The organism is Mesoflavibacter sp. CH_XMU1422-2, from assembly GCF_037029245.1.
GTDB lineage: Bacteria > Bacteroidota > Bacteroidia > Flavobacteriales > Flavobacteriaceae > Mesoflavibacter > Mesoflavibacter zeaxanthinifaciens.
The window spans coordinates 185,270-211,177 of record NZ_JAYMEE010000034.1 but is presented as its reverse complement, the minus strand read 5'-3'; the positions used below and the strand labels follow the sequence as shown (position 1 = coordinate 211,177).

At 32.4% G+C, this 25,908-nt stretch carries 22 protein-coding genes; 12 read left to right on the top strand and 10 right to left on the bottom strand.

The window, feature by feature from the left end; genetic code table 11:
• Nucleotides 1–2 precede the first annotated feature (2 nt).
• The 6 genes from hemB to WA340_RS05035 are packed head-to-tail and all read left to right on the top strand — an operon-like array spanning nucleotide 3 to nucleotide 5,127.
• Nucleotides 3–992 (top strand): porphobilinogen synthase, encoded by a 990-nt coding sequence (gene hemB, locus WA340_RS05060; RefSeq protein ID WP_336127651.1) that lies wholly within the window; start codon nucleotides 3–5, stop codon nucleotides 990–992.
• A 30-nt stretch (nucleotides 993–1,022) separates the two neighbouring features.
• Entirely contained in the window at nucleotides 1,023–2,135 is a 1,113-nt protein-coding gene (locus WA340_RS05055; RefSeq protein WP_106680605.1) for a CNNM domain-containing protein, read from the top strand.
• Nucleotides 2,135–2,680 (top strand): methylated-DNA--[protein]-cysteine S-methyltransferase, encoded by a 546-nt coding sequence (locus tag WA340_RS05050; protein ID WP_336127649.1) that lies wholly within the window; start codon nucleotides 2,135–2,137, stop codon nucleotides 2,678–2,680. The genes WA340_RS05055 and WA340_RS05050 overlap by 1 nt, the downstream gene beginning before the upstream one ends.
• The gene (locus WA340_RS05045; RefSeq protein ID WP_336127648.1) at nucleotides 2,673–3,203 is read left to right on the top strand and encodes a DUF4442 domain-containing protein; all 531 of its coding nucleotides are present in this window, start codon (nucleotides 2,673–2,675) and stop codon (nucleotides 3,201–3,203) included. Before WA340_RS05050 ends, WA340_RS05045 begins: the two co-directional genes overlap by 8 nt.
• A 40-nt stretch (nucleotides 3,204–3,243) precedes the next feature.
• The gene (locus tag WA340_RS05040) at nucleotides 3,244–4,398 is read left to right on the top strand and encodes a serine hydrolase domain-containing protein (protein ID WP_336127647.1); all 1,155 of its coding nucleotides are present in this window, start codon (nucleotides 3,244–3,246) and stop codon (nucleotides 4,396–4,398) included.
• Between the two features lie 15 nt (nucleotides 4,399–4,413).
• The gene (locus WA340_RS05035) at nucleotides 4,414–5,127 is read left to right on the top strand and encodes a 3'-5' exonuclease (protein WP_336127645.1); all 714 of its coding nucleotides are present in this window, start codon (nucleotides 4,414–4,416) and stop codon (nucleotides 5,125–5,127) included.
• 165 nt (nucleotides 5,128–5,292) lie between these two features.
• On the opposite strand, the gene WA340_RS05030 is transcribed toward WA340_RS05035, so the two are convergent.
• Nucleotides 5,293–8,151 carry a GEVED domain-containing protein gene (locus WA340_RS05030; RefSeq protein WP_336127643.1) on the bottom strand — a complete coding sequence of 953 codons (2,859 nt, stop codon included), beginning with the start codon at nucleotides 8,149–8,151 and terminating at the stop codon, nucleotides 5,293–5,295.
• Nucleotides 8,152–8,333: 182 nt separating this feature from the next.
• Here WA340_RS05030 and WA340_RS05025 point away from each other — a divergent pair, with 182 nt between their 5' ends.
• Nucleotides 8,334–10,022 carry an ABC transporter ATP-binding protein gene (locus WA340_RS05025; protein WP_336127642.1) on the top strand — a complete coding sequence of 563 codons (1,689 nt, stop codon included), beginning with the start codon at nucleotides 8,334–8,336 and terminating at the stop codon, nucleotides 10,020–10,022.
• 301 nt (nucleotides 10,023–10,323) lie between these two features.
• Here the strand turns inward: WA340_RS05025 and WA340_RS05020 are convergent, their stop codons facing one another.
• From WA340_RS05020 to trhO, 8 genes are all read right to left on the bottom strand, one after another.
• The gene (locus WA340_RS05020; protein ID WP_106680615.1) at nucleotides 10,324–10,977 is read right to left on the bottom strand and encodes a 3-oxoacid CoA-transferase subunit B; all 654 of its coding nucleotides are present in this window, start codon (nucleotides 10,975–10,977) and stop codon (nucleotides 10,324–10,326) included.
• Nucleotides 10,978–11,113: 136 nt separating this feature from the next.
• Nucleotides 11,114–11,815 (bottom strand): CoA transferase subunit A, encoded by a 702-nt coding sequence (locus WA340_RS05015; protein ID WP_336127641.1) that lies wholly within the window; start codon nucleotides 11,813–11,815, stop codon nucleotides 11,114–11,116.
• Nucleotides 11,816–11,900: 85 nt separating this feature from the next.
• On the bottom strand, nucleotides 11,901–14,240 hold the full coding sequence (locus tag WA340_RS05010) for a penicillin-binding protein 1A (RefSeq protein WP_336127640.1): 2,340 nt from the start codon (nucleotides 14,238–14,240) through the stop codon (nucleotides 11,901–11,903).
• A 10-nt stretch (nucleotides 14,241–14,250) separates the two neighbouring features.
• Complete coding sequence (locus WA340_RS05005) at nucleotides 14,251–14,733, bottom strand: gliding motility lipoprotein GldH (RefSeq protein WP_027879222.1); 483 nt, start codon at nucleotides 14,731–14,733, stop codon at nucleotides 14,251–14,253.
• The gene (locus WA340_RS05000; RefSeq protein ID WP_336127638.1) at nucleotides 14,720–15,979 is read right to left on the bottom strand and encodes a PSP1 domain-containing protein; all 1,260 of its coding nucleotides are present in this window, start codon (nucleotides 15,977–15,979) and stop codon (nucleotides 14,720–14,722) included. Before WA340_RS05000 ends, WA340_RS05005 begins: the two co-directional genes overlap by 14 nt.
• Before the next feature lie 150 nt (nucleotides 15,980–16,129).
• Nucleotides 16,130–16,360, bottom strand: a complete 231-nt coding sequence (locus WA340_RS04995) for a ferredoxin (RefSeq protein ID WP_336127636.1) — start codon at nucleotides 16,358–16,360, stop codon at nucleotides 16,130–16,132.
• Nucleotides 16,360–17,604, bottom strand: a complete 1,245-nt coding sequence (locus WA340_RS04990; RefSeq protein ID WP_336127635.1) for a peptidase U32 family protein — start codon at nucleotides 17,602–17,604, stop codon at nucleotides 16,360–16,362. The genes WA340_RS04995 and WA340_RS04990 overlap by 1 nt, the downstream gene beginning before the upstream one ends.
• Nucleotides 17,605–17,608: 4 nt before the next feature.
• A complete protein-coding gene (gene trhO / locus WA340_RS04985) occupies nucleotides 17,609–18,682 on the bottom strand; it encodes an oxygen-dependent tRNA uridine(34) hydroxylase TrhO (RefSeq protein WP_336127634.1) in 1,074 nt (357 codons plus the stop codon).
• A 484-nt stretch (nucleotides 18,683–19,166) separates the two neighbouring features.
• Here trhO and recA point away from each other — a divergent pair, with 484 nt between their 5' ends.
• The 5 genes from recA to WA340_RS04960 all read left to right on the top strand — a co-directional run bounded on the left by recA (nucleotide 19,167) and on the right by WA340_RS04960 (nucleotide 25,120).
• Nucleotides 19,167–20,159 (top strand): recombinase RecA, encoded by a 993-nt coding sequence (recA, locus tag WA340_RS04980; RefSeq protein WP_336127633.1) that lies wholly within the window; start codon nucleotides 19,167–19,169, stop codon nucleotides 20,157–20,159.
• A gap of 94 nt (nucleotides 20,160–20,253) precedes the next feature.
• Nucleotides 20,254–20,673: a hypothetical protein gene (locus WA340_RS04975; protein WP_336127632.1), complete on the top strand. Its 420-nt coding sequence runs from the start codon at nucleotides 20,254–20,256 to the stop codon at nucleotides 20,671–20,673.
• 26 nt (nucleotides 20,674–20,699) lie between these two features.
• On the top strand, nucleotides 20,700–21,245 hold the full coding sequence (locus WA340_RS04970; RefSeq protein ID WP_336127631.1) for an RNA polymerase sigma factor: 546 nt from the start codon (nucleotides 20,700–20,702) through the stop codon (nucleotides 21,243–21,245).
• Nucleotides 21,246–22,718, top strand: coding sequence for a hypothetical protein (locus tag WA340_RS04965; RefSeq protein WP_336127629.1), 1,473 nt, complete (start codon nucleotides 21,246–21,248; stop codon nucleotides 22,716–22,718).
• Between the two features lie 122 nt (nucleotides 22,719–22,840).
• Nucleotides 22,841–25,120: a hypothetical protein gene (locus tag WA340_RS04960; RefSeq protein WP_336127628.1), complete on the top strand. Its 2,280-nt coding sequence runs from the start codon at nucleotides 22,841–22,843 to the stop codon at nucleotides 25,118–25,120.
• On the opposite strand, the gene WA340_RS04955 is transcribed toward WA340_RS04960, so the two are convergent.
• Nucleotides 25,106–25,843, bottom strand: a complete 738-nt coding sequence (locus WA340_RS04955; protein ID WP_336127627.1) for a lysophospholipid acyltransferase family protein — start codon at nucleotides 25,841–25,843, stop codon at nucleotides 25,106–25,108. The genes WA340_RS04960 and WA340_RS04955 overlap by 15 nt on opposite strands.
• Nucleotides 25,844–25,908 lie beyond the last annotated feature (65 nt).

The window sequence follows — 25,908 nt, the reverse complement described above, 5'->3', positions numbered from 1 at the left end:
ACATGTATCCTTTAAAAAGAAATAGAAGACTAAGAACTAACGAAGCAATAAGAAGCTTGGTTAGAGAAACCATCATATCTCCAAACGATTTTTTAGTACCACTTTTTGTGGTAGAAGGTAAAGGCGTAAAAGAAGAAATTGCATCTATGCCAAACTATTATCGCTACAGTTTAGATTTATTAGAAAATGAAGTCAAAGAACTATGGAAATTAGGCTTAAAATCGGTATTACTATTTGTAAAAGTACCTGATAACTTAAAAGATAATAAAGGGTCAGAAGCCTTAAATCCAGACGGATTAATGCAACGGGCTATCAAAACAGTAAAAAATGCCTGTCCAGACATGTTAGTGATGACAGATGTGGCTTTAGATCCATTTTCGTCTTACGGTCATGATGGTATTGTAGACAACGGACAAATTATTAATGATGATACTGCTGAAGTTTTAGCAGAAATGAGCGTATCTCATGCAGAAGCTGGTGCCGATTTTGTAGCACCAAGCGATATGATGGACGGACGTATTTTAACCATTCGTGAAGCTTTGGAAGACGAAGGTTTTATCAACACAGGTATTATGAGTTATTCTGCTAAATATGCATCTGCATTTTATGGACCATTTCGTGATGCGTTAGACTCTGCTCCAGTAGACATGGTTGATGTTCCAAAAGACAAAAAAACCTACCAAATGGATTATGCTAACCGTTTTGAAGCCATAAGAGAAACCGAAATGGATATAGACGAAGGTGCAGATATTGTTATGGTAAAACCAGGGTTATGCTACTTAGATATTGTAAGAGAAATTAAAAACGAAGTCGATGTTCCTGTAGCAGTTTATCAAGTCTCTGGTGAGTATGCCATGCTTAAAGCTGCTGCCGAAAAAGGTTGGCTAGATCACGATGCAGTAATGCTAGAACAAGTTACTGCTATAAAACGTGCTGGTGCAGACATCATTGCTAGTTACTTTGCTAAAGATGTTGTAAAATTATTATCGTAACTTAGCATAAACTAAAACCAAAAACAACCTATGGGATTACTCCTATTTTACGCTTTTATATCTATTTTCTTTTCGTTTTTATGCTCTATTTTAGAAGCTGTTTTACTTAGTATTACGCCAACATTTATTAATGTAAAAAAACAAGAAGGTAAACATTATGCTGAAGATTTAGAATCATTAAAAAAAGACGTAGATCGTCCATTAATAGCTATTTTAACACTTAACACTATTGCACATACAGTTGGAGCAATATTAGTTGGTGTACAAGCAAAAGCAGCCTATGCAGAACTTTATGGTACTGAAGCAAAAACTATTTTAGGTGTAAGTTTCACAGAAGATTTAATGGTTGGTGTTGTTTCTTCTATTATGACGGTTTTAATATTAGTTGCATCAGAGATTATCCCAAAAACCATAGGCGCAACGTATTGGAAAAAGTTAGCTAACTTTACTACAAAAGCACTTCATATTTTAATATTTCCGCTAAAATGGACAGGTATTTTATGGATTTTACAACTTACAACAAAGTTAATTGGCGGTAAAGGTCATCATGGTAGCGTACTAAGTCGTGAAGATTTTCATGCGATGACAGATATGGCTCACGAAGAAGGTGTATTTCAAGAAAACGAAAGTAAAATCATAAAAAATCTTTTAACCTTTAAAGATGTAATGGCTAAAGATGTTATGACGCCTAGAACAGTTATAAAAACTGAAAGTGATACCACATCTGTAGAAGACTTTTTTAAGAAAAACCTAAACCTTCGTTTTTCAAGAATTCCTATTTATACCGATGCAGAAGATAACATTAAAGGATTAGTTTTAAAAGACGAAATCTTTAAAGAAATGGCTTTAGGTAATGGCACAAAAAAGCTAGCAGATTTAAGAAGAGATATTATAATTGTTCAAAGAAATTTACCAATACCAACCCTTTTTGAAAAACTAGTAGAAACCAGAAACCATATGGCGTTAGTAGTTGACGAATACGGAAGTGTTAGTGGTTTAGTAACTATGGAGGACGTTATAGAAACGCTTTTAGGACTAGAAATTATGGACGAAAGTGATAACGTTTCAGATCTTCAACATTTAGCAAGAAAAAGTTGGGAAGCACGTGCTAAAAAACTAGGTATTATAGAAAACGAAAATTAATGGAAAGCTGCTACATCAATTCGCCTTTAGGAGTCACTAAAATCGAAGGTGATGTAGATGGCATAATGTCTATTTCGGTATTAAATAATAATGAACTCGCCGAAACTAATGAAGGCGAAACCGATAGTTTGTCATTCCCACGAAAGTGGGAATCTAAAGAAAAACTAACCGATATCATTCCAGAAGTCTTACAAGACTGTGTTTATCAACTTAACGAGTATTTTGAGGGTAAACGACAAACCTTCAGTTTAAAATTAAATCCGCAAGGCACAGATTTTCAGCAAAAAGTTTGGGACGCTTTGCAAACTATACCTTACGGTACAACAACAACTTACCTTAAATTATCACAACAATTAGGCGATGTAAAAGCTATTAGAGCTGTTGCTAACGCCAATGGTAAAAATCCGCTATGGATTGTTATTCCATGTCATCGCGTTATTGGCAGTGATGGAAGTTTAACAGGTTATGCTGGTGGATTGCACCGCAAACAATGGTTGTTAGAGCACGAAAGTCCTTACAAACAACAAACTTTATTTAATGTATAAAACAGCGACACAGTTTTTAACCCGTTTTTTAAAACCTTCAACCATTTACAAATATGGCTTTAATTGGTCGCCAATGTATAGACGTACTACAGCAAAAATAATTTCTGTAAGTGATAATTTACATTACGTAAAAATCAAAATGTCTTTAAATTGGAAAAACCGAAATTATGCTGGTTCTATATTTGGAGGAAGCATGCTTGCAGCAACAGATCCAATTTATATGATTCAACTAATTCAAATACTTGGTAACGATTACGTTGTTTGGGATAAAGCTGTTACTGCACGATATAAACGACCGGGAAAAGGGACTATTTATGGCGAATTTATTTTTGATAAAAACGAAATCCTTGATTTAAAATCACAACTACAACAAACACCTCAAATAGACATTATAAAAACCATGCAATTAGTGAATGATAAAGGAGAAACGATTGCCGAATTTGATAAAACTCTTTACATCGCTACTAAGACTTTCTACAAAGAAAAAATTGCGTCTAGAAACGCAAAGAAAAAAACTAACTAGAATTTATTTATATTTAATTTATCTAAACTAACTTTCTAAAATGAGAATCTTAAAAAAAACTTTAAAAGTAATAATCATACTTTTTGCACTAATAATTGCAACCCTTTACATTACCGATACAGACTATTTAATAAAAGCAGTACGTACCATCTATCTACGTGGTTATACTACTGCATTTTTAGATGATTATAAGCGTTTTGATAATGCAATAATAGATATTAGCCAACCTCAACCATGGAATAATCATATAGACTATAATACAGTTAATCCCACCAAAAAGCTTGAGGAAATAAACAAACAAAATCAAACTATAGCTTATGTTATTATAAAAAATGACAGCATTTGGTTTGAAAAATACTATGATGGCTATGATGAAAACTCAAAATCAAACTCATTCTCTATGGCAAAAAGCTATGTGTCTGCTATGTTAGGTAAAGCTATTATGGAAGGTCATATAAAAAGTCTAGATCAACCAGTTTGTGATTTTTTACCAGCTTTTTGCGATGGTAAAGCAGCGCAAATGACGGTTGGAGATTTATCTTCAATGAGTTCTGGAACCAATTGGGATGAAGCTTACTACTCGCCTTTATCCATCACTACGCGTGCTTATTTTGATGACGATCTAGCAAAAGTAATTAATGGTTTAAAGGTTGTTAATCAACCAGGACAAGCCTTTAAATACGCAAGTGGCGACACTCAAATGCTAGCTATGGTTATAGAAAAAGCAACAGGTAAAAAACTGTACAACTATTTAGAAGAAAGCTTTTGGAAACCTTTAGGTAGCGAAAACCAAACCCTTTGGCAATTAGACAGCGAAGCACACGATTTGGTAAAAGCCTATTGCTGTATTGCAAGTAATGCTAAAGATTTTGCACGTTTAGGAAAACTATACAAAGATCACGGGAAATGGAACGGGCAACAAGTCTTGGATTCTGCATTTATTGCAAAATCGGTAACACCTAGATTTAAAGAAAGTCCAGAATACGGTTACGGTTGGTGGTTAAAAAAGGTAGGAGACAAATCCTTTTTTATGATGCGTGGTCATTTAGGACAATATGTAATTGTAGAGCCAGAAGACAACGTAATTATTGTTAGACTTGGACACAGTAAAGGACCTGGTGATGCTGTAGCTACTTTTACACCAGATATTTCAACATATATAGAAGAAGCTTATAAAATGCTAGATGAAAACTAATTAATAATCTTAGTAATGATTAGCAAACTAAACCTAGAACACATATTATTTTTAGATATTGAAACCGTTCCAGAAACGCAGAATTTTTCTGATTTAGACCCTACTAAACAAGCACTTTGGGAACACAAATCGCAATACCAACGTAAAGACGATTTTACCGCAGAAGAATTTTATGAACGTGCAGGTATTTGGGCAGAGTTTGGTAAAATTATATGTATTTCGGTTGGTTATTTTAAAATTCATGGTGATACAAGAGTGTTTAGAACAACTTCTTTTTTTGGTGAAGAACAACAATTGTTACAGGATTTTAAAAACCTGCTTACGACGCATTTTAGTCACGCAAAACATTTACTTTGTGCGCATAATGGAAAGGAATTTGACTTCCCGTACATTGCAAGACGTATGATTATAAATAATATAGAGTTACCATATAAACTAAATCTTTTTGGTAAAAAACCTTGGGAAGTACCTCATCTAGACACTTTAGAATTATGGAAGTTTGGCGACTATAAAACCTTTACTTCTCTTAAATTATTGACTAATGTTTTAGGTATACCTTCTCCAAAAGATGATATAGATGGTAGTGAAGTATGCAGAGTGTATTATGAAGAAAACAATATTGACAGAATAATTACCTATTGCGAAAAAGATACTATTGCTGTAGCACAAGTGTTATTGCGTTTAAGAGGCGATAATTTATTAGAAGAAAACGAAATACTTCATGTTTAAAATCTTTCAAAATTAAAGTGTCAGGTCGAGCACGTTGTCAGGTCGAGCGCAGTCGAGACCTAACTCTTTTTAATTCTAAACCACATTTGAGGTAACTGAAAATAAAAAATCCAGAGTTTTCACTCTGGATTTTCAAGTTTAATGGTTAAATGGTTAGTTAAGGGATTATTCTTTTATAAATCGTTTGACTTTGGTTTTTTCGCCAATATTCAATTGTAAAATATAAACTCCACTATTAAACTCAGAAACGTCTATACTAGACTTATAAGTACCTTTTAGTACTGTTTGTCCAAGCATATTTTTAATTTCAAAACTTTGCGCTTCAAAACCAACTAAATCTACATTAAGTATTTGCTTAACAGGGTTTGGGTATAGTTTAAACTGCTTATCAAAATCATCCTTTGTAGTTACTATACTAGTAAATGTTTTAACGTTATTTGTTAAACAGAAATTAGTCGTTTCGTTACTTGTAAACGATCCACCAGAAGCTAAAACAGCACCCGTATCTGTGTTTGTTAATGTGTACGATCCATTTCCGTATGAACAACAAATACCATCTCCGTAAGCATCTGTAATTGTAAAGTTATAACAACCATCTTCTAAACATCCAACAGGAATATTTAAAGTAGATCCATCTGCTTGCGAACCGTAAGTACCGCCAGACGCAACTGTTTGACCTGAATTGTTGGTTAATGTCCAAGCGGTTTCTTCTGGATAGTTATCAAAAGTAATTGATAATGTTACATTAGAACAACCTGCATTACCGCCACCAGAAGTAGATAGGTTAATAGCATCTACCGCCATATCGCCTTGCCAAGTTGTACCAGTTACACCATTAAAACGCAATTGAACAGTACCACCAACATAAGCACTTAAATCTACAGTAGCAGTTTGCCAAGAATTACCTTGGTTACCTGATTGACTCCAAACGTTAGTCCAAGTTGCTCCGTTATTATCACTTGCTTGTAACGCTAAACTTCCCATAGAAGTTGCGCCGTACATATGATAATCAAAACTAAAAGTTGCTTGAGATTCTGCACTTAAATCAAAACAAGGCGAGTTTAAAATCGCTCTTTTTGTCGAGTAATTAGGTGAAGAAGATTCCATGTACACATAATACGTACCAGCACTTGCGCTAGATGGTCCTGTATTACTAGAAGGCGTTCCGTTGGCATCAACAGTCCAGTTAAAATCATCTGACGTTGATTGCGTCCAAGCCCCTAAAGTATTTTCAAAGCTTTCAGAATAAGGGAAAGCACTAATACCGCCAGTACAAGATCCTGTTGTTGGTTGTGTAACAATTACTGTTCTTGTTACTTGTGTAGCAGCGTTTCCTGCTGAATCACTAACATTGTAAAATCTTGTGTATGTTCCTGCTGCGTTTGTATTAACAGTTCCTGTTATTACAATACTTGAAGAAATATCTCCATCTTCATTATCTGTCGCAGTTGCACCTAATTCAGTATAAGTGTCTCCAACTTCTAAATTAATTGTAGATGCTCCAGTTAATGTAATTACTGGTGGCGTTATATCTGGTGTTCCTGTTATAATATTAACCGTATAATCTTCAACTTCACCATAAGAGAATGCCTCACAAGACGTTGGTATACCGTTATATTTCATAGAAACTCTCATTCTAGTTGCTCCGTTTGTTGCAGAAGCTGGTACAGTAAAACTTCCACTAACTGGCGAGTTTTGTGTTGCTGCATTTGTCCAAACTTGCTCACCAGAATCTGTAAAATCTCCATCTTGGTTATAATCGATCCATACAGAATATTCTTCTGAATAAGTTGTTCCTGTCCAAATTGGTGTAACTGTTACTGTATAACCAGAACCTTTAGATAAGTCAGTAGATACACTTGTAAAATCTGAATACATTTGTGCACCAGAAGCATTATCAATACTTGCTAATTGTACTCTAGAAATATATTCGTCATTAACATTATTTCCTTGAGAAGCACAATATTGTGGACCTGTTTGACAAGGTGCGCAAGATCCGCCACAGTCTACACCAGTTTCATCTCCATTTTGTACACCATCGTTGCATGTTGGTTGTGGCACTGCACCACATTTGTCTGATAAAGCAAGACTTCTTCTTACTCCGCCAGCTTCTAAAACAGCACGCATACGGTTTTTTTGACCTTGTGTAAATAGGTTCATACAAGAATCGTCTGAGTAATCCATATAATTTTGTGGCATATCTGTAGATCCACAAGACGTTTGTCCAGTTGTACAACCATAATTAGCGGTTTGGTGCGTTGGTGTGTCACTTACAAAATCATTACCACAATTGGAATCTCCCCAAATGTGTCTTAAATTTAAGTAATGACCAACCTCATGAGTTGTAGTTCTACCACCATCAAAAGGAGCAGAAACACTACCTACACGACCAAAATAATTATATGCCATTACAACACCATCTGTTGCAGCATTACCACCTGGAAATTGTGCGTATCCTAATATTGTACTTCCTCCACTTGTCATTCTTGGAACAATCCACATATTAAGATATTCACTAGTATTCCAAGGATCTACACCACCAGTAGATGATCTTTTCATATCATCACTTGTTCCCCAATCTTGTCTAGTTACTTGTTTTCTGGTAATACCAGTTGTCGCATTTCCGTTAGGATCTACAGTTACTAGACAGAATTGAATCTCGGTATCTGCAGCTTGCGACCAAGTGTTATCTGCATCTGGATTTGTTCTTCTAAAATCTTCATTTAACACGTCTAATTGAGATTGTATCTGAGCTACACTAATATTTTCAGTAGAATTTCGATACAAAACATGTACTACAACAGGTATAGTAATTATACTACCATCTACCCTATTGGTGTTACTTTGCATTTGCTGAACTTTGGTTTTAGTAAACGCCTCAATTTGAGCCATTCTTTGCTCAAGTTTAGGATCTAACTGTTTTCTGTGTTCTAAGTTTTCCATAGTTGCACAATGACGTTGTTGTGCAAACGCAAAAACTACAAAAAACAAGCCTAAAATTGTTAAAGTAATTTTGTTTTTCATGTGTAATGATTAATAAATTAGTTAATAATTTGTGAAATATTTTCTGAATGTATCAATAAAACAATTAATTAAATAAGAAATATTTAAAATATTCGATAAAAAACACTTAAAAAGTTTTTATAAGACTTTACCTACGGTTTTAACCGTATCGCATTGAAAGAATTTGATTACTTTTACCTAAAATGAGCGAAAAATTACTTCAAATAAAAAACCTTTCTATTGGTTTTAAATCTGAAAATGGATTAAAACCAATTATTAAAAATATTTCATACAACATATTTGAAAATGAAATTGTTGGTGTCGTTGGCGAATCTGGTTCAGGAAAATCCGTTTCATCACTAGCAATAATGGGATTATTACCAAAAAAAATAAGTCAAATTACTTCTGGAGACATCATTTTTAATACTACCGAATTAACAACACTTAACGACAAACAATTTCAAAATATAAGAGGTAATGAGATTGCTATGATTTTTCAAGAACCTATGAGTTCTTTAAATCCTTCCATGCGTTGCGGTAAACAAGTAGAAGAAATTTTATTTAAACACACATCATTAAGCAAAAAAGAAGTTAAAGCAGAAGTGATTTCACTTTTTGAAAAGGTAAAATTACCAGATCCTAATCGTGCTTACTCAGCCTATCCTCATGAAATTTCTGGCGGACAAAAACAGCGTGTCATGATTGCTATGGCTATTGCCTGTAAACCAAAATTATTGATTGCAGACGAGCCAACAACCGCACTAGATGTTACCGTACAAAAGGATATTATTTTATTGTTGAAAGAACTTCAACAGGAAACAAAAATGAGCATTTTATTTATTACTCATGATTTGTCTTTAATCTCTGAAATTGCGCAACGTGTGTTAGTGATGTATCAAGGTAAAATTGTAGAACAAAACAAAACCGATCTTATTTTTAAACATCCAGAAAACGAATACACCAAAGCACTTATTAAAGCTAGACCGTCTTTAAAAGAAAGGCTTAAACGTCTACCAACCATAAAAGATGTGATGCAAAAGACAGTTTCTAAAGAAACTATTACTGCCGAATTAAGAGCCAAAACACACAAGGAAATTTACAGTAAAGCTCCTATTCTTGAAGTCGTTAATTTAGAAAAAGAGTACATTTCTAAATCAGGTCTTTTCTCTAAACCAGAAAGTTTCAAAGCAGTTAACAACGTTAGTTTTAAATTATATAAAGGTGAAACTTTAGGTTTGGTAGGCGAATCTGGTTGCGGTAAATCTACCTTAGGAAACGCTATTTTATTGCTTAACAGACCAACATCAGGTCACATTTTTTATAAAGGAAAGGATATTACAATTCTTAATAAAGCTGAAGAAAAAGCATTACGTAAAGACATTCAAATTATTTTTCAAGATCCATTTGCTTCTTTAAATCCGCGTTTAACCGTTGGACAAGCAATTATGGAACCTATGCAAGTACATAAGCTTTACAACTCAAAATCTAAAAGAACGGAAAAAGCAATTGACATCTTAAATCGTGTTGGCTTAGATAAAAGTGCTTTTAACCGTTATCCACATGAGTTTTCTGGCGGACAACGCCAGCGTATTGGTATAGCACGTACAGTTGCGCTTCAACCAAAACTAATTGTTTGTGACGAGTCTGTTTCTGCATTAGATATTTCTGTACAAGCACAAGTTTTAAATCTTCTTAATGAAATAAAAGAAAACTTTGGCTTTACCTATATTTTTATTTCTCATGATTTAGCAGTTGTTAAATACATGAGTGATCAATTATTAGTTATGAATAAGGGTAAAATGGAAGAACTAGATGATGCAGATGCCATTTATGAATCTCCTAAGAAAGAGTACACAAAAAAATTAATAGAAGCTATCCCTAAAGGATTATAGCATAAATAGTTTTTTGGTAAGTACTAAAAGATTTTTAGTTAATCTAAATGTATTTTTTAAACCAACATAAACTTTGCTTATAATTTGTAGGTTGTTCAGGTAGGTTTGAAGCGTAATACATAAGCAAAAGTTTATGGTAGATTCGGGATATCTATTTGGTATAATTTGGGATTGCTAATATGAGATTTATTTTAATTAAATCGGTTTAAAAACATAAAATTTCGATGAAATGCATTATTTTTTAACATTTCATCGAAATTTTATAAATATTCGTGTTATTTTTCTTACAAAAAAATATTATCTAAATATCCATTTCTGGTATATCGCCATTAATTATTAATGTGCCTTCTGTAGCATTTTTAATATCTTCAACTGAAACTCCTGGAGCACGTTCTAATAGTTTAAACCCTTGGTCTGTTACTTCTAAAACAGCCATATTAGTTACTATTTTTTTAACGCAACCAACACCTGTTAATGGTAAAGAGCATTTTTTAAGAAGTTTAGACTCTCCTGCTCTATTGGTATGCATCATAGCAACAATAATATTTTCTGCACTAGCTACAAGATCCATTGCTCCTCCCATACCTTTTACCATTTTTCCTGGTATTTTCCAGTTTGCAATATCTCCATTTTCCGCCACTTCCATTGCGCCTAAAATGGTTAAGTGTACGTGTTGACCACGAATCATAGAAAAACTCATGGCGCTATCAAAAAAACTAGCTCCTGGTAAGGTTGTTATGGTTTGTTTTCCTGCATTGATTATATCTGCATCTTCTTCACCTTCAAAAGGAAATGGTCCCATACCAAGCACTCCGTTTTCACTTTGAAATTCTACCTCAATATCGTCTCTTACAAAATTAGCCACTAAAGTTGGTATACCAATACCAAGGTTAACGTAATAACCATCTTTAACTTCTTTTGCAATGCGTTTTGCTATTCCGTTTTTATCTAACATTTTTAGTTGTAAGTTATAAGTGCCTTAAATACTTAAAGTTAGGCACAAAATTAATATTTAGAATATAAAGGACTTTCTGTTAATTGATTAAGATAACTTTAGACACTTTAAATACTTTTTAACTTTAGACTCCTATTTAACTTTTTGGTCTTACTGTACGTTGCTCTATACGCTTTTCAAAAGTTTCTCCTTTAAAGATACGTTGCACAAAAATACCTGGTATATGTATTTGATTAGGATCTAATTCTCCTGCCGGTACTAATTCTTCTACCTCAGCTACGGTAATTTTTGCTGCGCCACACATTACTGGATTAAAATTACGTGCTGTCCCTTTAAATATTAGGTTTCCTGCTTCGTCACCTTTCCAAGCTTTTATAAAAGCAAAGTCTGCTTTAAAGGCATGTTCTAAGACATACATTTTACCATCAAATTCTCTGGTTTCTTTACCTTCTGCAACTTCGGTACCATAACCTGCTGGTGTATAAATAGCAGGAAAACCAGCTTGAGCTGCTCGGCATCTTTCGGCTAATGTCCCTTGTGGAATAAGTTCTACGTCTAATTCTCCAGACAACATTTGTCTTTCAAATTCGTCGTTTTCTCCTACGTAAGAAGATACCATTTTTTTAATTTGCTTTTTTTGAAGTAATAGCCCTAAGCCAAAATCGTCTACTCCTGCATTATTAGAAATACATGTTACGTTTTTTACGTTTCGTTTTACTAATTCTGCTATTGCATTTTCAGGAATTCCGCTTAACCCAAAACCACCTAACATAAAAGTCATGTTATCTTCGACACCATCTAAAGCTTCCTGAACTGTATTAACGGTTTTTTTTATCATCATTTAGTTTTTTAGTGGTTTAAATTTAAGAATAAAAAAAACCATTCTGAAAAGAATGGCTTTTAAAATTTATCGTTGAAATATTTTAGAATTCTAATTCATCAGGAACATCTTCTTCTGGCATATCTAAATCGCCTGAATTTGAATTATTTCCTTCCTCATACTTATCGCAATCTACAATAATAGAAAGGTCTTTAGGTTTTTCAAATTGATCTTTTGATACATCTAATTCTTTATCTTCATAACAACTTTTCATGTACATACCCCAAATTGGTAACGCCATAGATGCACCTTGACCGTATGTAATCGATTTAAAGTGAGCTGCTCTATCTTCTGCACCAACCCAAACGCCAGTTACTAGATTTGGTACCATACCCATAAACCAACCGTCTGATTGGTTTTGTGTTGTTCCTGTTTTACCAGCTATTGGGTTTGTAAATCCATATGGATAACCTGTTATAATTTCTTTATAAACACCACTATTTGGCATCCAAGTACGACGTAATCTAGCTCCTGATCCTTCTGTGGTTACTCCTTCCATAAGTTTAACTGTAACATAGGCAGCTTCTTCACTTAAAACATCTCTAGTTTCTGGTACAAATTGGTATAAAACAGTATCGTTTTTATCTACAATAGTAGTAACCATTACTGGTTTTGTGTAAACTCCTTGATTTGCAAATGCAGAATATGCGCCTACCATTTCATATAAACTAATATCTGGTGTTCCTAATGCTATAGATGGTACTGCTGGTATTTCTGATTCTACACCCAAATCTCTTGCTAATTTAGATACTGGTTCTGGACCTACTTTATCCATTAACCTAGCTGTAATGGTGTTAACCGAGTTGGCTAATGCTGCCTTTAAGGTCATTTCTCCACTATAATCTCCATTTGAGTTTTTTGGTGCCCAAGCCTTTTGGTTTCCAAATTTACCAGCCTCAATAGTGTATGGTGCTTTAGGTAATTTATCACATGGCGACATGTGCAATTGATTAATTGCTGTTGCATAAACAAATGGCTTAAATGTAGACCCTACTTGGCGCTTACCTTGTTTTACGTGATCGTATTTAAAGTGTTTATAATTCATACCACCAACCCAAGCTTTAACATGTCCGGTTTGTGGATCCATACTCATTAAACCTGGTTGTAAAAAGTGTTTGTAGTAACGCATAGAATCCATTGGTTTCATAATGGTATCTATTTCTCCTCTTTCCCAAGAGAAAATGGTCATTTCTGTTGGCTTATTAAAAGATGCTATAATTTCTTTTTCAGATTTCTTCAAATCGTACTTCATGTGTCTCCAACGTTCTGATTGACGCATAGAACGCTGCATAAGACTTTCTATTTCATCTTTATCTAGATCTAAAAATGGTGCTGTTGGATTGCGATCTGGAGTATTTTGATGAAAAAATTCTGCTTGTAATTTTTTCATGTGTTTTACAACTGCGTCTTCTGCATATTTCTGCATACGCGAATCTATAGTTGTATACACTTTTAATCCATCTTGATATATATTATATTTAGATCCGTCTGCTTTATAATTTTTCTTATCGTTTGCCCAGTCTTTTAAAAATGCTCTAAGGTATTCTCTAAAATAGGTAGCTGTACCATCGTTATGAGATTCTGGATTAAAATTTAAATCCAACTCTGTTTTTTGAAGTGAATCTTTAATTTTTTGATCTAAAACACCATATTTAGTCATTTGTGCAAGAACAACATTACGTCTATTTTTAACACCTACTGGATTACGTCTTGGGTTGTATAACGATGAATTTTTAAACATACCTACCAACATGGCAGATTCTTTTACTGTTAGCTCTTTTGGCTCTTTACCAAAGTAAATTCTTGCTGCAGATCTAATACCGTCTGCATTGTTACCAAAATCATAGATATTAAAATACTGAGCAATGATTTCTTCTTTTGTATACTGACGTTCTAAACGAACTGCAATGATCCACTCTTTAATTTTTTGTATTAAACGCTCTGCAATATTTTTTGATCCTTCACCATGAAATAACTGTTTAGCTAACTGTTGAGAAATGGTACTTGCTCCTCCACTTCCTGGTTTTAAGACTGCACGTAATAAACCTCTTGCATCAATACCAGAATGGTCATAATATCTAGCATCTTCTGTAGCGACTAAAGCATCTATTAAGTTTTGAGGTAAGTCTTCGTAACGTACAGGTGTACGATTATCGTTTAAATAAAATTTAGCTAATGTTTTACCGTCTGAAGAAATAATTTCGGTAGCTAAATTGGTTTCTGGGTTTTCTAATTGTGTATGGTCTGGCATTTCACCAAAAGCACCAACAGATGCTAAAAAGAATATTAAAACGATTAAAAGAATGCCTCCTAAAAAAAGCATCCAAAACCATCTGATGTATTTTTCGAAACCTGTAGTTTCTTGTTTTTTAGTTTTTGCCATCTATGCCAATTTATTCTGTTTTTTCTATCCTAAAACCTACGTCTGTAATACCTTCTAAATTTACTACGCCATTTACATTTCCATTTTGGCGCATTGCGTGCTGTATGTTTACTTTATATTCTCCTTTTTCTTTAAAAATTACACCTTCTTTATACCACAACTTATTTTCTTTTACAGAAGATAATCCTTCACCAAGCCATTCTCCATTTGGTTTTGTCATTGCATATTGTAAAGTGTCTGTTATTGCTTTTCCGTGAGGAAATTTCATCTCAACAATTAAATATAAATTACTGAATTTATAAGCATTGGTGTTTCTTAAATTAACAAACAGGTTGTAAGGTTTTATAGAATCTGGTGGATTTATTTTAAAACTTACTACATCTTCTTTATTCCAAGCTGTAGACACACTTTTATACTCGTCATAAACAGCTTTAGAGTCGCAAGACATTGCTAAAACAAATAGTAATAAAACAATTATATTATTTGTTTTCATTATTGTTGTTTGGTTTGTTTTTGTTTGGTCGACGTTTTTTAGGTCTTCTTTTTTGATTGTTTGATTTGCTATTAGTGTTTGTATTACTTTTAGCTTCGACTTTATTTGGTCTATTACGCTTTCGGTTTTTATTAGTTTTACGTTTCTTATTGTGTTTTGGTTTATCAAAGCGTGTTAAACTATCTTGACCAACAACGTTTTCAAACTCGGTTTTAGTATCTACAGTTAAGTCTGCAGCGTATTCTTCTAAACTAGCAACTTTCTTTTTTTGTTTATTAATTTCTATAATTTCGTTGGCTTGTTCTGTGGTAATTAAGTGCCAATTCATCCATTCGCCTTCATAAGCGTACCACATATGTCCTTTAAAAATGTCTGTTTTTTGGCATACTGCAGTACCTTTTTCGGTATATAGTTTTGTATCTGTTTTAGGAAACGATTTTAAAGCATCTAAATACGCATCAAGCTCGTAATTTAAACAACATTTTAACTTACCACATTGACCTGCTAATTTTAACGGATTAAGCGATAATTGTTGGTAACGAGCTGCACTTGTACTTACCGATCTAAAGTCTGTTAACCAGGTAGAACAGCAAAGCTCACGACCACAAGAACCAATACCACCAAGTCTTGACGCTTCTTGACGAAAGCCAACTTGTTTCATCTCTATTCTTATTCTAAACTCTTTAGCGTATACTTTAATTAGCTCTCTAAAATCTACACGTTCTTCAGCAGTATAATAAAAGGTTGCTTTGCTTGCATCACCTTGAAATTCGATATCAGAGATTTTCATTTTAAGATTTAAATCTATAGCAAATTGACGTGCTTTAACCTTCATTGGTTCTTCGCGGTCTCTTGCTTCGCTCCAGATATCTATATCTTTTTGTGATGCTTTACGGTATATTTTTAAGACATCGTTTTTGGTATCTACTTTCTTGCGTTTTATTTGTACACGCACTAATTCGCCCGTAAGGGTAACCATACCGATATCGTGACCAGATTGTGCTTGAGTAGCAACAATATCTCCAATACTAAGTGTTAATTTTTCGGTATTTTTATAGTAGTGTTTACGTCCGTTTTTAAAACGTACTTCTACCCAATCAAAAGGTTCTTCTCCGTTAGGCAAAGACATGTTTGCTAACCAGTCAAAAACCGTTAATTTATTGCAACTATCTGTACCACACGTTCCGTTATTTTTACAACCTTTAGGCTGTCCATCCTTTCCTGTAGCGCAACTTTGACAAGCCATACTATTTTATGTATATATTGAATCTAAAGGAGTTAGCTTTAGATGACGATTAATAATTTGTGACTTTTCGCTTTTGCGGAAAATGAGCCACTTCAATTTGTAAAGATAAGATTATTCTTATGACTTTAAAATAATAAAATTTAGGTGTTTCTATACGTCTTTAACCGAAATTATATTTACTGGACATGCTTTTGAAGCTTCTGTACATGGTTCTAAAACCTCGTAATCGTTAGATTTTAGAGTAAAAAAACCTTTCCTATCGGTTGAATGTAGCAAGACAGTTTTACCGTCTTTTTTTGACATCCTAAACTGGTTTGGCGCCAACTCTACACAGTAATTACAGCCAATACACTTGTTTCTTTGTAAGGTAACAACAACCATTAGGCTTCAACTTTATTTTCTACAATTTTATAAAGTTTGTCTGATGGTCTTACTCTAAAGTCTAATGGAATAGTGATTGAGTCTCCTTTTGTTCCTTTTTCTAACGCTTGATCATTAACCAACATTTCTTTAAGCTCAAACTCTTTAGCACCTGTTGTTGGACCAGTAATTAGCAAAGTATCACCTAATGACAAATCGTAAGCCTCAATTTTAAATTCGCCAATTTTAGCTTTTGGATAAAAATGAACGCCTTTACCAATATACACCTTCTTTTGCGTTGCGTGCGAGCCTGAACCTTTACTCCATTCGCCTAATTTTTGTCCTAAATAATAACCACTCCAAAATCCACGATTATAGACTTTTTCTAGCTCTTGCATCCAACCAATAACTTTGTTTTTATCGTAAGTGCCATTTTCTACACTATCAATTGCATCTCGGTAACACTTGATGACTCTAGCCACATATTCTGGTGCACGACCACGACCTTCAATTTTTAAAACTTTGATTCCTGCATCTGCTACTTGGTCTAAAAAATCGATAGTACAAAGATCTTTTGGAGACATGATATACTCGTTATCCAATTCCATTTCAAAACCAGTTTCTTGGTCAATAACGGTATATTTTTTTCGGCAATTTTGTTTACATGCGCCACGATTTGCAGACGAGTTATGTGAGTGTAAACTCATATAACACTTACCAGAAACCGCCATACACAATGCACCATGACCAAAAATTTCGATCTCTACTAAACGACCTGATGGTCCTTTAATTTGTTCTTTTTCAATTTGCTCTGTTATGTGTTTTACTTGACGTAAACTAAGCTCGCGACTTAACACCATTGTATCTGCAAACATGGCGTAAAACTTAACCGTTTCTATGTTTGTGATATTAATTTGTGTTGAAATATGAACTTCCATACCCAACTCTCTAGCTACAGCAATTACAGCTTGATCCATTGCGATTACTGCGGTAATATTAGCCTCTTTAGCTCTTTTTACTAAGGTTTTTACGATAGATAAATCGTGATCGTAAATAATAGTATTAAGAGTTAGGTAAGTTCTTACATTTTTTGCTTGACAACGTTTAGAGATTTCTTCTAAGTCGTCTAAAGTGAAATTAATAGACGCACGAGCACGCATGTTAAGTTGCTCTACACCAAAATAAACCGAGTCTGCGCCATTATCTAAAGCAGCTTGCAAGGATTCAAAATTTCCTGCAGGCGCCATTAATTCTATCTTTTGCATCGCACTAGTCTTGTTTACTTTTTAAAGTTTCAAAAATATTACGCAAGTCTTTTTTATACGGCAAATGGTCTGCACGTCCTTTTTTGAAGATGTCATTACTGTTACCTTGTCCTTTACGTAGTGCTTTTTGCTCTTCGTAAGGCAATGCGTTTATTTCTTTACAAGTTGAAGAACAGCAATTGTCCATTTCAGCTTTACAATCTTCACACTGGATAAATAGTAAATGACAGGCATCATTTGCACAGTTTACGTGCGTATCACAAGGCTTTCCACATTGGTGACATTGTGCAATTACATCGTCACTAATTTTTTCTGCTCTTCTTTCGTCAAACACAAAATTCTTTCCTATAAACTTATTTTCTAAAGCTTTTTCGTTGACTTGTCGTGTGTATTCTATAATTCCTCCATCAAGTTGATAGACGTTTTTAAACCCTTTGTGTTTAAAATAAGCACTAGCTTTTTCGCAACGGATACCACCAGTACAATACATTACTAATTTTTTGTCTTCTTTGTGTGCTTTTAAATCGTCTTCAATAATATCTAAAGATTCTCTAAAGGTATCTACATCTGGCGTTACGGCATTTTTAAAGTGACCAATTTCGCTTTCGTAGTGATTACGCATATCTACTAATACCGTGTTTTCGTCTTCGATTAAATCGTTAAACATCTCGGCATTAACGTGCATTCCTTTGTTGGTAACATCAAAAGTTTTGTCGTTTAATCCATCTGCAACAATCTTATCTCGCACCTTAACTTTCAGTTTTAAAAAAGACATGTTGTCTTGCTCTACTGCAATGTTAAGTCTTACATTTTCTAAAAAATCAATGCTATCTAAATGCGTTTTGAAGTTTTCAAAATTATCTGCTGGAAGTGATAATTGTGCGTTAATACCTTCGGTAGCGACGTAAATTCGACCTAAAACATCTAAACTGTTCCATTTAATAAACAGTTGGTCTCTAAATTCCTGAGGATTGCTAATGCGCGCATATTTGTAAAAAGACAGAGTAAGACGTTCTTTACCCGCTTTTTCAATAAGTTCGGCACGTTCATTAGCACTTAATTTGTTGTACAGTTGCATGCTATACTTTCGTTTTAAGAGTTAATAAATGAGGTGCAAAGGTAGAATTTAAAATTAGTATTGCAAGATTAAAGGTTGCATTTTGATGTTATTTTAATGAAAAACAAACAGTTAACCTATAAAAAGAAAAAAGTCCTTTGTGTTTTACAAAGGACTTTTAACAGACTAACTCGTTAATAATTTTTTAATTTTTTTTATTAAAAAATGTTACGAGTTAACCTCCATCGGCTTTACAACTGCTATTTAAAAAAATAGAGATTGAAACGCCTAATGCATTAATCAAGATTATTTTTTTTAAATATTTCATTCCTTAGCAGTTTAGAATTAATATCTATAAAGAGGAATAAATTTTTTTCTTTTTCATAGCTATTTTTTCCCTCTTTTGTTAATTAGATGCAAAAAGTTTAAAAAGGTTGCGTGAGAAAAATAAAAATGGTTAAAAAAGTAGTATTTTAGCATTGAAATTTTATAAAAAGAACTGAAAATGAGCAAAGAAAACGAAGCAAAATTAAAAGCTTTACAACTAACACTAGACAAGCTAGATAAAGCCTACGGAAAAGGAACAGTAATGAAAATGAGTGATGCTGCTGTTGTAGATGTAGATGCTATACCTTCTGGATCTTTAGGTTTAGATATCGCTTTAGGTGTTGGTGGTTACCCAAGAGGAAGAGTTATAGAAATATATGGACCAGAAAGTTCTGGTAAAACAACTTTAACATTACATGCAATTGCTGAAGCACAAAAAGCAGGTGGTATTGCAGCATTTATTGATGCAGAACATGCTTTTGACCGTTTTTATGCTGAAAAACTAAATGTAGATATCGATAACTTAATTATTTCTCAACCAGATAATGGTGAGCAAGCTCTAGAAATTGCAGATAATTTAATCCGATCTGGAGCTATAGATATTGTTGTAGTCGATTCGGTCGCTGCATTAACTCCAAAAAGTGAAATTGAAGGAGAAATGGGTGATTCTAAAATGGGATTACACGCACGTTTAATGTCTCAAGCATTAAGAAAATTAACAGCTTCTATTAGTAAAACCAATTGTACCGTAATATTTATTAACCAATTACGTGAAAAAATTGGAGTTATGTTTGGTAACCCAGAAACTACTACTGGTGGTAATGCTCTTAAGTTTTATGCTTCTGTTAGATTAGATATTAGAAGATCTACACAAATTAAAGACTCTAACGGAGATGTTATGGGTAATAAAACAAGAGTTAAAGTGGTTAAAAACAAAGTAGCACCGCCATTTAAAACAGCAGAATTTGATATTATGTACGGTGAAGGTGTTAGTAAAGTTGGAGAAATTTTAGACGTAGCTGTAGATAAAGGCATTGTAAAGAAAAGCGGATCTTGGTTTAGCTACGAAGACACTAAATTAGGACAAGGTAGAGATGCTGTAAAACTAGTTATAAAAGATAATCCAGAATTGTTTGAAGAATTAGAAAGCAAAATAAAAGAAGAACAATAAAATAAAATCCCGATTAATTCGGGATTTTTTATTTTTATACGCAACCTTTTTACAACTAATGCATCTATTAAGTACTTAATAGCAATAAACATATATGAAAAAATTAATATTATTACTGATAAGCTTTAGCTTTATCATTACTTCTTGTAGTGTAGAGGATGATACACCAACAGAAAATTATCATATAGAAATACTACCTGTAGAGTCTGCTACTGTGCCAGAATCTTTTACCTATGGAGAAGATCATGAAATTACGGTTAGCTATATTAGACCTAGCACTTGTTACGAATTTAATGACATATATTTCTTAAAAAATAATAATGTAAGAAATGTTGCAGTAATGACCACAGTATGGGATAACGTAGTAAATTGTGTAGACTTACAAAGCGTAGAAGAAAAAACATTTACAGTTAAAGCAACTCAATTAGAAAACTATATTTTTAAGTTTTGGCAAGGTGTTGATGATAGCGGAGAAGATATTTACTTAACCGTTGAAGTACCTGTTGAGCAATAATTTTTTTTAATTAATAAAAATATGCATTGAGTTTAGACCAGCTCATATATAATTGTCAAAAAAATGACACAAAAGCGCAAAGTGAATTATATGAACTTTTTTCAAGTAAATTATTCTCAATCTGCTTAAAGTATTCTCGTAATTACGCAGAAGCAGAAGATAATTTACAAGACAGTTTTATTACCATATTTAACAAAATAAAACAGTATAAAAATAAAGGAAGTTTTGAAGGTTGGCTTAAAAGAATAACAATCAACACTGCATTACAGCGTTACAGACAACAAAAAGTATTTGACATTGTTAACGAAGATGCAATTGAAGAGGAAGAAGAAGTAGATATAGATGAAAATAACGTAAGCCTTGAGTTTTTATTAAACTGTATACAAGAGTTACCAGATAGATACAGGCTAGTTTTTAACTTATACGTTTTAGATGGTTATTCTCATAAAGAAATATCACAAATGCTAGACATAAATACAGGTACTAGCAAATCTAACCTAGCAAGAGCTAGGCTAATATTAAAAGAAAAAATAACAACATATACTAGCGGTAGCAATTCGCAAAGTTTATAGATGAGTAAAAAAAATTTAGATAGACTATTTCAAGAAAAGTTTAAAGATTTTGATGCTAAGCCAGATAAACATGTTTGGCAAAACATTAAAAAACAACTTGAAGAAGAAAAAAACGACAAGCCAGTGTTAATCATTCCACTATGGTTAAAACTTTCTGGCATAGCTGTTTCTTTATTATTAATGTTGTTTTTAGGCAACTCCTTATTTAATACTAATATAGAAAATCAGCCTATAATTGTAGATTCTCCACAAAAAATAGAGAGTGACACGACAACTAAAAAGCCTAAATCAGAGCTAAACAATAAAGAAACTAATATTACTACTACAGTAAAAAATAAAAACTCTGTTACAGAATCTAACTTACATAAAACAGAATCTTTTAATAAAAAAGAACCATTAAATAACCAAAACACAAATAACTTAACTACTTCTAGTGTAAAATCTGCTGTATCAGCAATAAATAACTCTGAGACAACGTCTACAAAAAAACAAAGTACTTCTAATAATAAAAAAGCTGTTTTAGAAGATAAATTAGATCAAACTGGTATTGCAAAATCTTCTAACAATACTGATAACAGCAAACTGCCATCAAATAATCTTAAAGGCATACAAAACAATAATTTAAAACTTGATAGCAGCAAAGCTTTAGCAGAAAACAGCTTAGAAAAAAATAATTTAGATAAAGAAGAAGAAAACCAAAAAGAAAACGCAATTGAAACTGCAATTGCAGAAAACGAAGAATCAAATAATGAAAAAGAAGAAGATTTTAACAGGTGGAGTATCTATGCTAATGCTGCACCTGTTTATTACAATAGTTTTGGTAATGGGTCTTCTATAGATGAGCAATTTATGGGTAATAATAAAACCGGCGAAATAAATGCTGCTTACGGACTTAAGTTTGGTTACGCAATTAACGATAAGGTTAAAATTAGAACAGGTATTAATAAACTAAATTTAAGTTATGATACCAATGATGTAATTGTTTATCAAAACGTAAGTAACAACCCTAAAGTTATGAGAAACGTTAGATTAAATAAAATTAACAACTTGGACATAAACGTTATTAGCGGAAACGAATCTTTTTTACAAGTACCAAATATAGGTTTTGTTAGAAATGTTTCTTTAAGTCAACGTATATCTTATTTCGAAGTTCCTTTAGAAGTAGAATATAATTTAATAAATAAAAAAATTAGTTTAAATATTATTGGTGGTGTTAGTTCTTTCTTTTTAGACGATAACGAGTTAATATCTGAATTTGAAGGAGATCAAACTAAAATAGGAGAAGCTAATAATTTAAATTCTGTGAGTTTTTCTACAAACTTCGGTGTTGGATTATATTACAATTTTTCTAGACATCTTCAGTTAAATTTAGAACCAACTTTTAAATATCAAATTAATGCTTACAATAATACATCTGGAGAGTTTAATCCTTATATCATAGGGTTATATTCTGGCTTAAGTTACAAATTCTAAGTTTTAGTTGTTCTTCTTCAAATAGAAGAAAAACTGCTATTACAAAAAGCTACTCTGTGCCAAGAGTAGCTTTTTTTTGGCACAATAGTTGATTAGAATAAATAATCAACATAAACCAGCTCATGAAAAAAATCAACTTACTAATCGCTCTATTAATTTCTATTCAATGTATATCTCAAAACATAGATCAACTTTATTCTAATTATTTTGAAAACACTAGAGAAATACCTTACCTACATCTTAATAAAACTTCCTTTATAAAAGGTGAAGAAATTTGGTTTCAATCTTACGTTATTGAACAAAACTCTAATAAACTTCACACAACAACATCAAATCTATATGTTTCTGTTTTTGATGAAGATGGACACCAAAAAGAACAACATTTAATACATATTAAAAATGGTATTGGCTATGGTAGTATCCCGATAGACTCTTCATTTACTCAAAATAACTATTACATTAAGGCGTCTACAAACTGGATGAGAAACTTTAGTGAAGATAATTCATTCACTCAAAAAATCTCTATCCTATCAGACCAAGATAATACCAGTAATAAATCTATCTCTCAAGACGATTTTTATGAATTTAAACTCATGCCTGAAGGTGGTCATTTACTTGAAAATACAGTTAATAATATTGCTGTATTAATTAAAAATCAAAACAATAAAGGTGTAAAAACTAAAACAGGTATTATTAAAGATAGTAACGGTAATAGTATTGGAGCATTTAATACTAACGCTCTAGGTTTTGCTAATGTAAACTTAGCTATTAAAAAGGGTGAAATTTATACTTTTGAAGCTACACTTAACAATGGGACTACTTTAACACAAAATACCAATGTGCCAAAACAAATTGGTGTTACGCTTAATACAAAAATATTAGATGATTATTTTGTATTAAATATTCTTACCAACATAAAATCTTTAAACATCCTTAATGGTAAAAAATATAGAGTCTTTATACACAATACCAGAAGCTTTAAAAACATTTTCTTTGACTTTAATAATACCGATAAAAACTACGTTTTATTACTTAAAAAACAAGAGCTCTTTAAAGGCATAAATATTATTACAATTTTTAACGAAAAAAACCAACCTGTCTTAGAAAGGTTGATTTATAACGATCTTGAAGATGTGTCTAATCAAATTAAAGTTACAACCTCTAAAGTAAAATATGATTCTATTCAGGCTACAGTAACTAACTACTCTAAAGAAAAAATATTTTTAAGCTCAAGCTTTTTACCTTCTAATACTAAAGCATATAACCCTAACAATAATATTAAGTCACAAATACTATTACAACCATATATTAATGGAGTTATAGAAAACGCTGATTATTATTTTAACGCTTCAAAAAATAAATCTAAAGATTTAGATCTATTATTGCTTACTCAAGGCTGGAGCAAATACAACTGGAGTAATATTTTTAATAATACGCCTACAGATAACTTTGATTTTGAAAACGGTATAGATGTAACTCTAACTTTTAAAGAAAAACTAAGCTCTAAACAGTCTATTTTAATCTTCTCTGATCAAAATAACCTAGTTAAAGAAATAAAAGACAATCAATCTGATGTAAAATTAACTAACCTTTATCTAAAGAAAGATAGTGACTTTAATTTTGGATTAAAACTTAACGGAAACACATTAAAAGTAACACCTTATATAAACTACTACAACTATAGTTTAAAAGATGTATTTGATAAAAAAAAATTAATACTTAATAAAAATTTTGAAATTAAAGTTTCAAACTTTAAAGATTTACCATCTAATGTTACGGTTCTTGAAGAAGTCATCCTTAAAGCTAATAAAAAAGATAAAGAAATTAAACCTTATGGTGCTGCTACTATCCTTACTAATGTTAAAATGAAAGATGTCTTAATCCCTTCTGGCGAAACAATTATTGAATTTTTAAAATTTAAAGGATATGGATATGCAAATGACAGCATTCACCCAAGAAGAAAGAAAAGTAGATTTGTCAGAGTTTACTTAGATAACAATGAAATAACTAATTCCCTTTGGATAATTGAAAGTATGTATACTAATACAGTCAAAGAAGTTTATTATGGCGCAAACCCAGGAAGAGTGAATGAGGAAATTCATATCTACACTCTTTCACCTCAAGAATATGCTTCTAAAAAAAATCAGTTTTCCACAGTCAAAATACCTATAGGCTTTAACCAAGAAAAAGAATACTACTCACCAAAATATCCATCTTTTTCAAACTCAACTTATAAAGAGTTTGGTGCAATTTATTGGAAACCAAACATCATATTAGAGCCTAATAAAACTATAACTTTTAGTGTCCCTAAAAACTATCAAAAAGAAGCTAAAATATTTATTGAAGGCATAACAGAGTCTGGTCAATTAGTATCTAAAAATCAATTATTAAACTTTGAATAAATTTAATTGTTTTAATATAATTGATCTAGCCTTTTCATTTAAAGACTTTGTATCATTAACGCTTAAATCTAATGTCGGTATAAAAGGATGCATGGTTGCTCTTAATACACCTGGTCCACCGCTAAAAAAGGTATAAGAAAAACGTTTTTTATTATCTGCAAACGTTAATGGCACAATCGGTATTTTGTGATTTATAGCTAGTCTAAAAGCTCCATCTTTAAACTCGGCTAAATCTATATGTTCTTCAGGCACCATACCTTCAGGAAAAATACAAATACTTAAACCTTGTTTTAATCGTCTTTGAGCTCTCATAAAAACACGTTTTCTGCTTTCTGCATCTCCACGATCAACCAAAATACACGTACGTTTATAGAAAAACCCAAACAACGGAATTTTTGCCAACTCTGCTTTACCAACAAAAACAAAAGGATTTTTTACTGCTACTAACATTAGCATAATGTCAATCATAGACGTATGATTAGCAATAAACATATAGCTTTTTTTGCGCTCGGTTTTTTGCAGATAATTAATTTTTGTTGGCATACCCATGCCAACTAAAATAAAACGCGCCCAAAAGCGGGCTAGTTTAAAAAAGTATGGATACCAAGATTCTTTAGAAATAGAAATTAAAAGCAACGGAAATAACACAATTATTGGTAAGGCTACCATAACGTAAAACCAAATACGGTAAAATGTCCAAAAAATGTACTTAAATATCTTCATTTGGATTCAAAACTAATTAAATTAATTGAGCTATTCTACTAAAAAAATTACCTTTGTCATTCAGA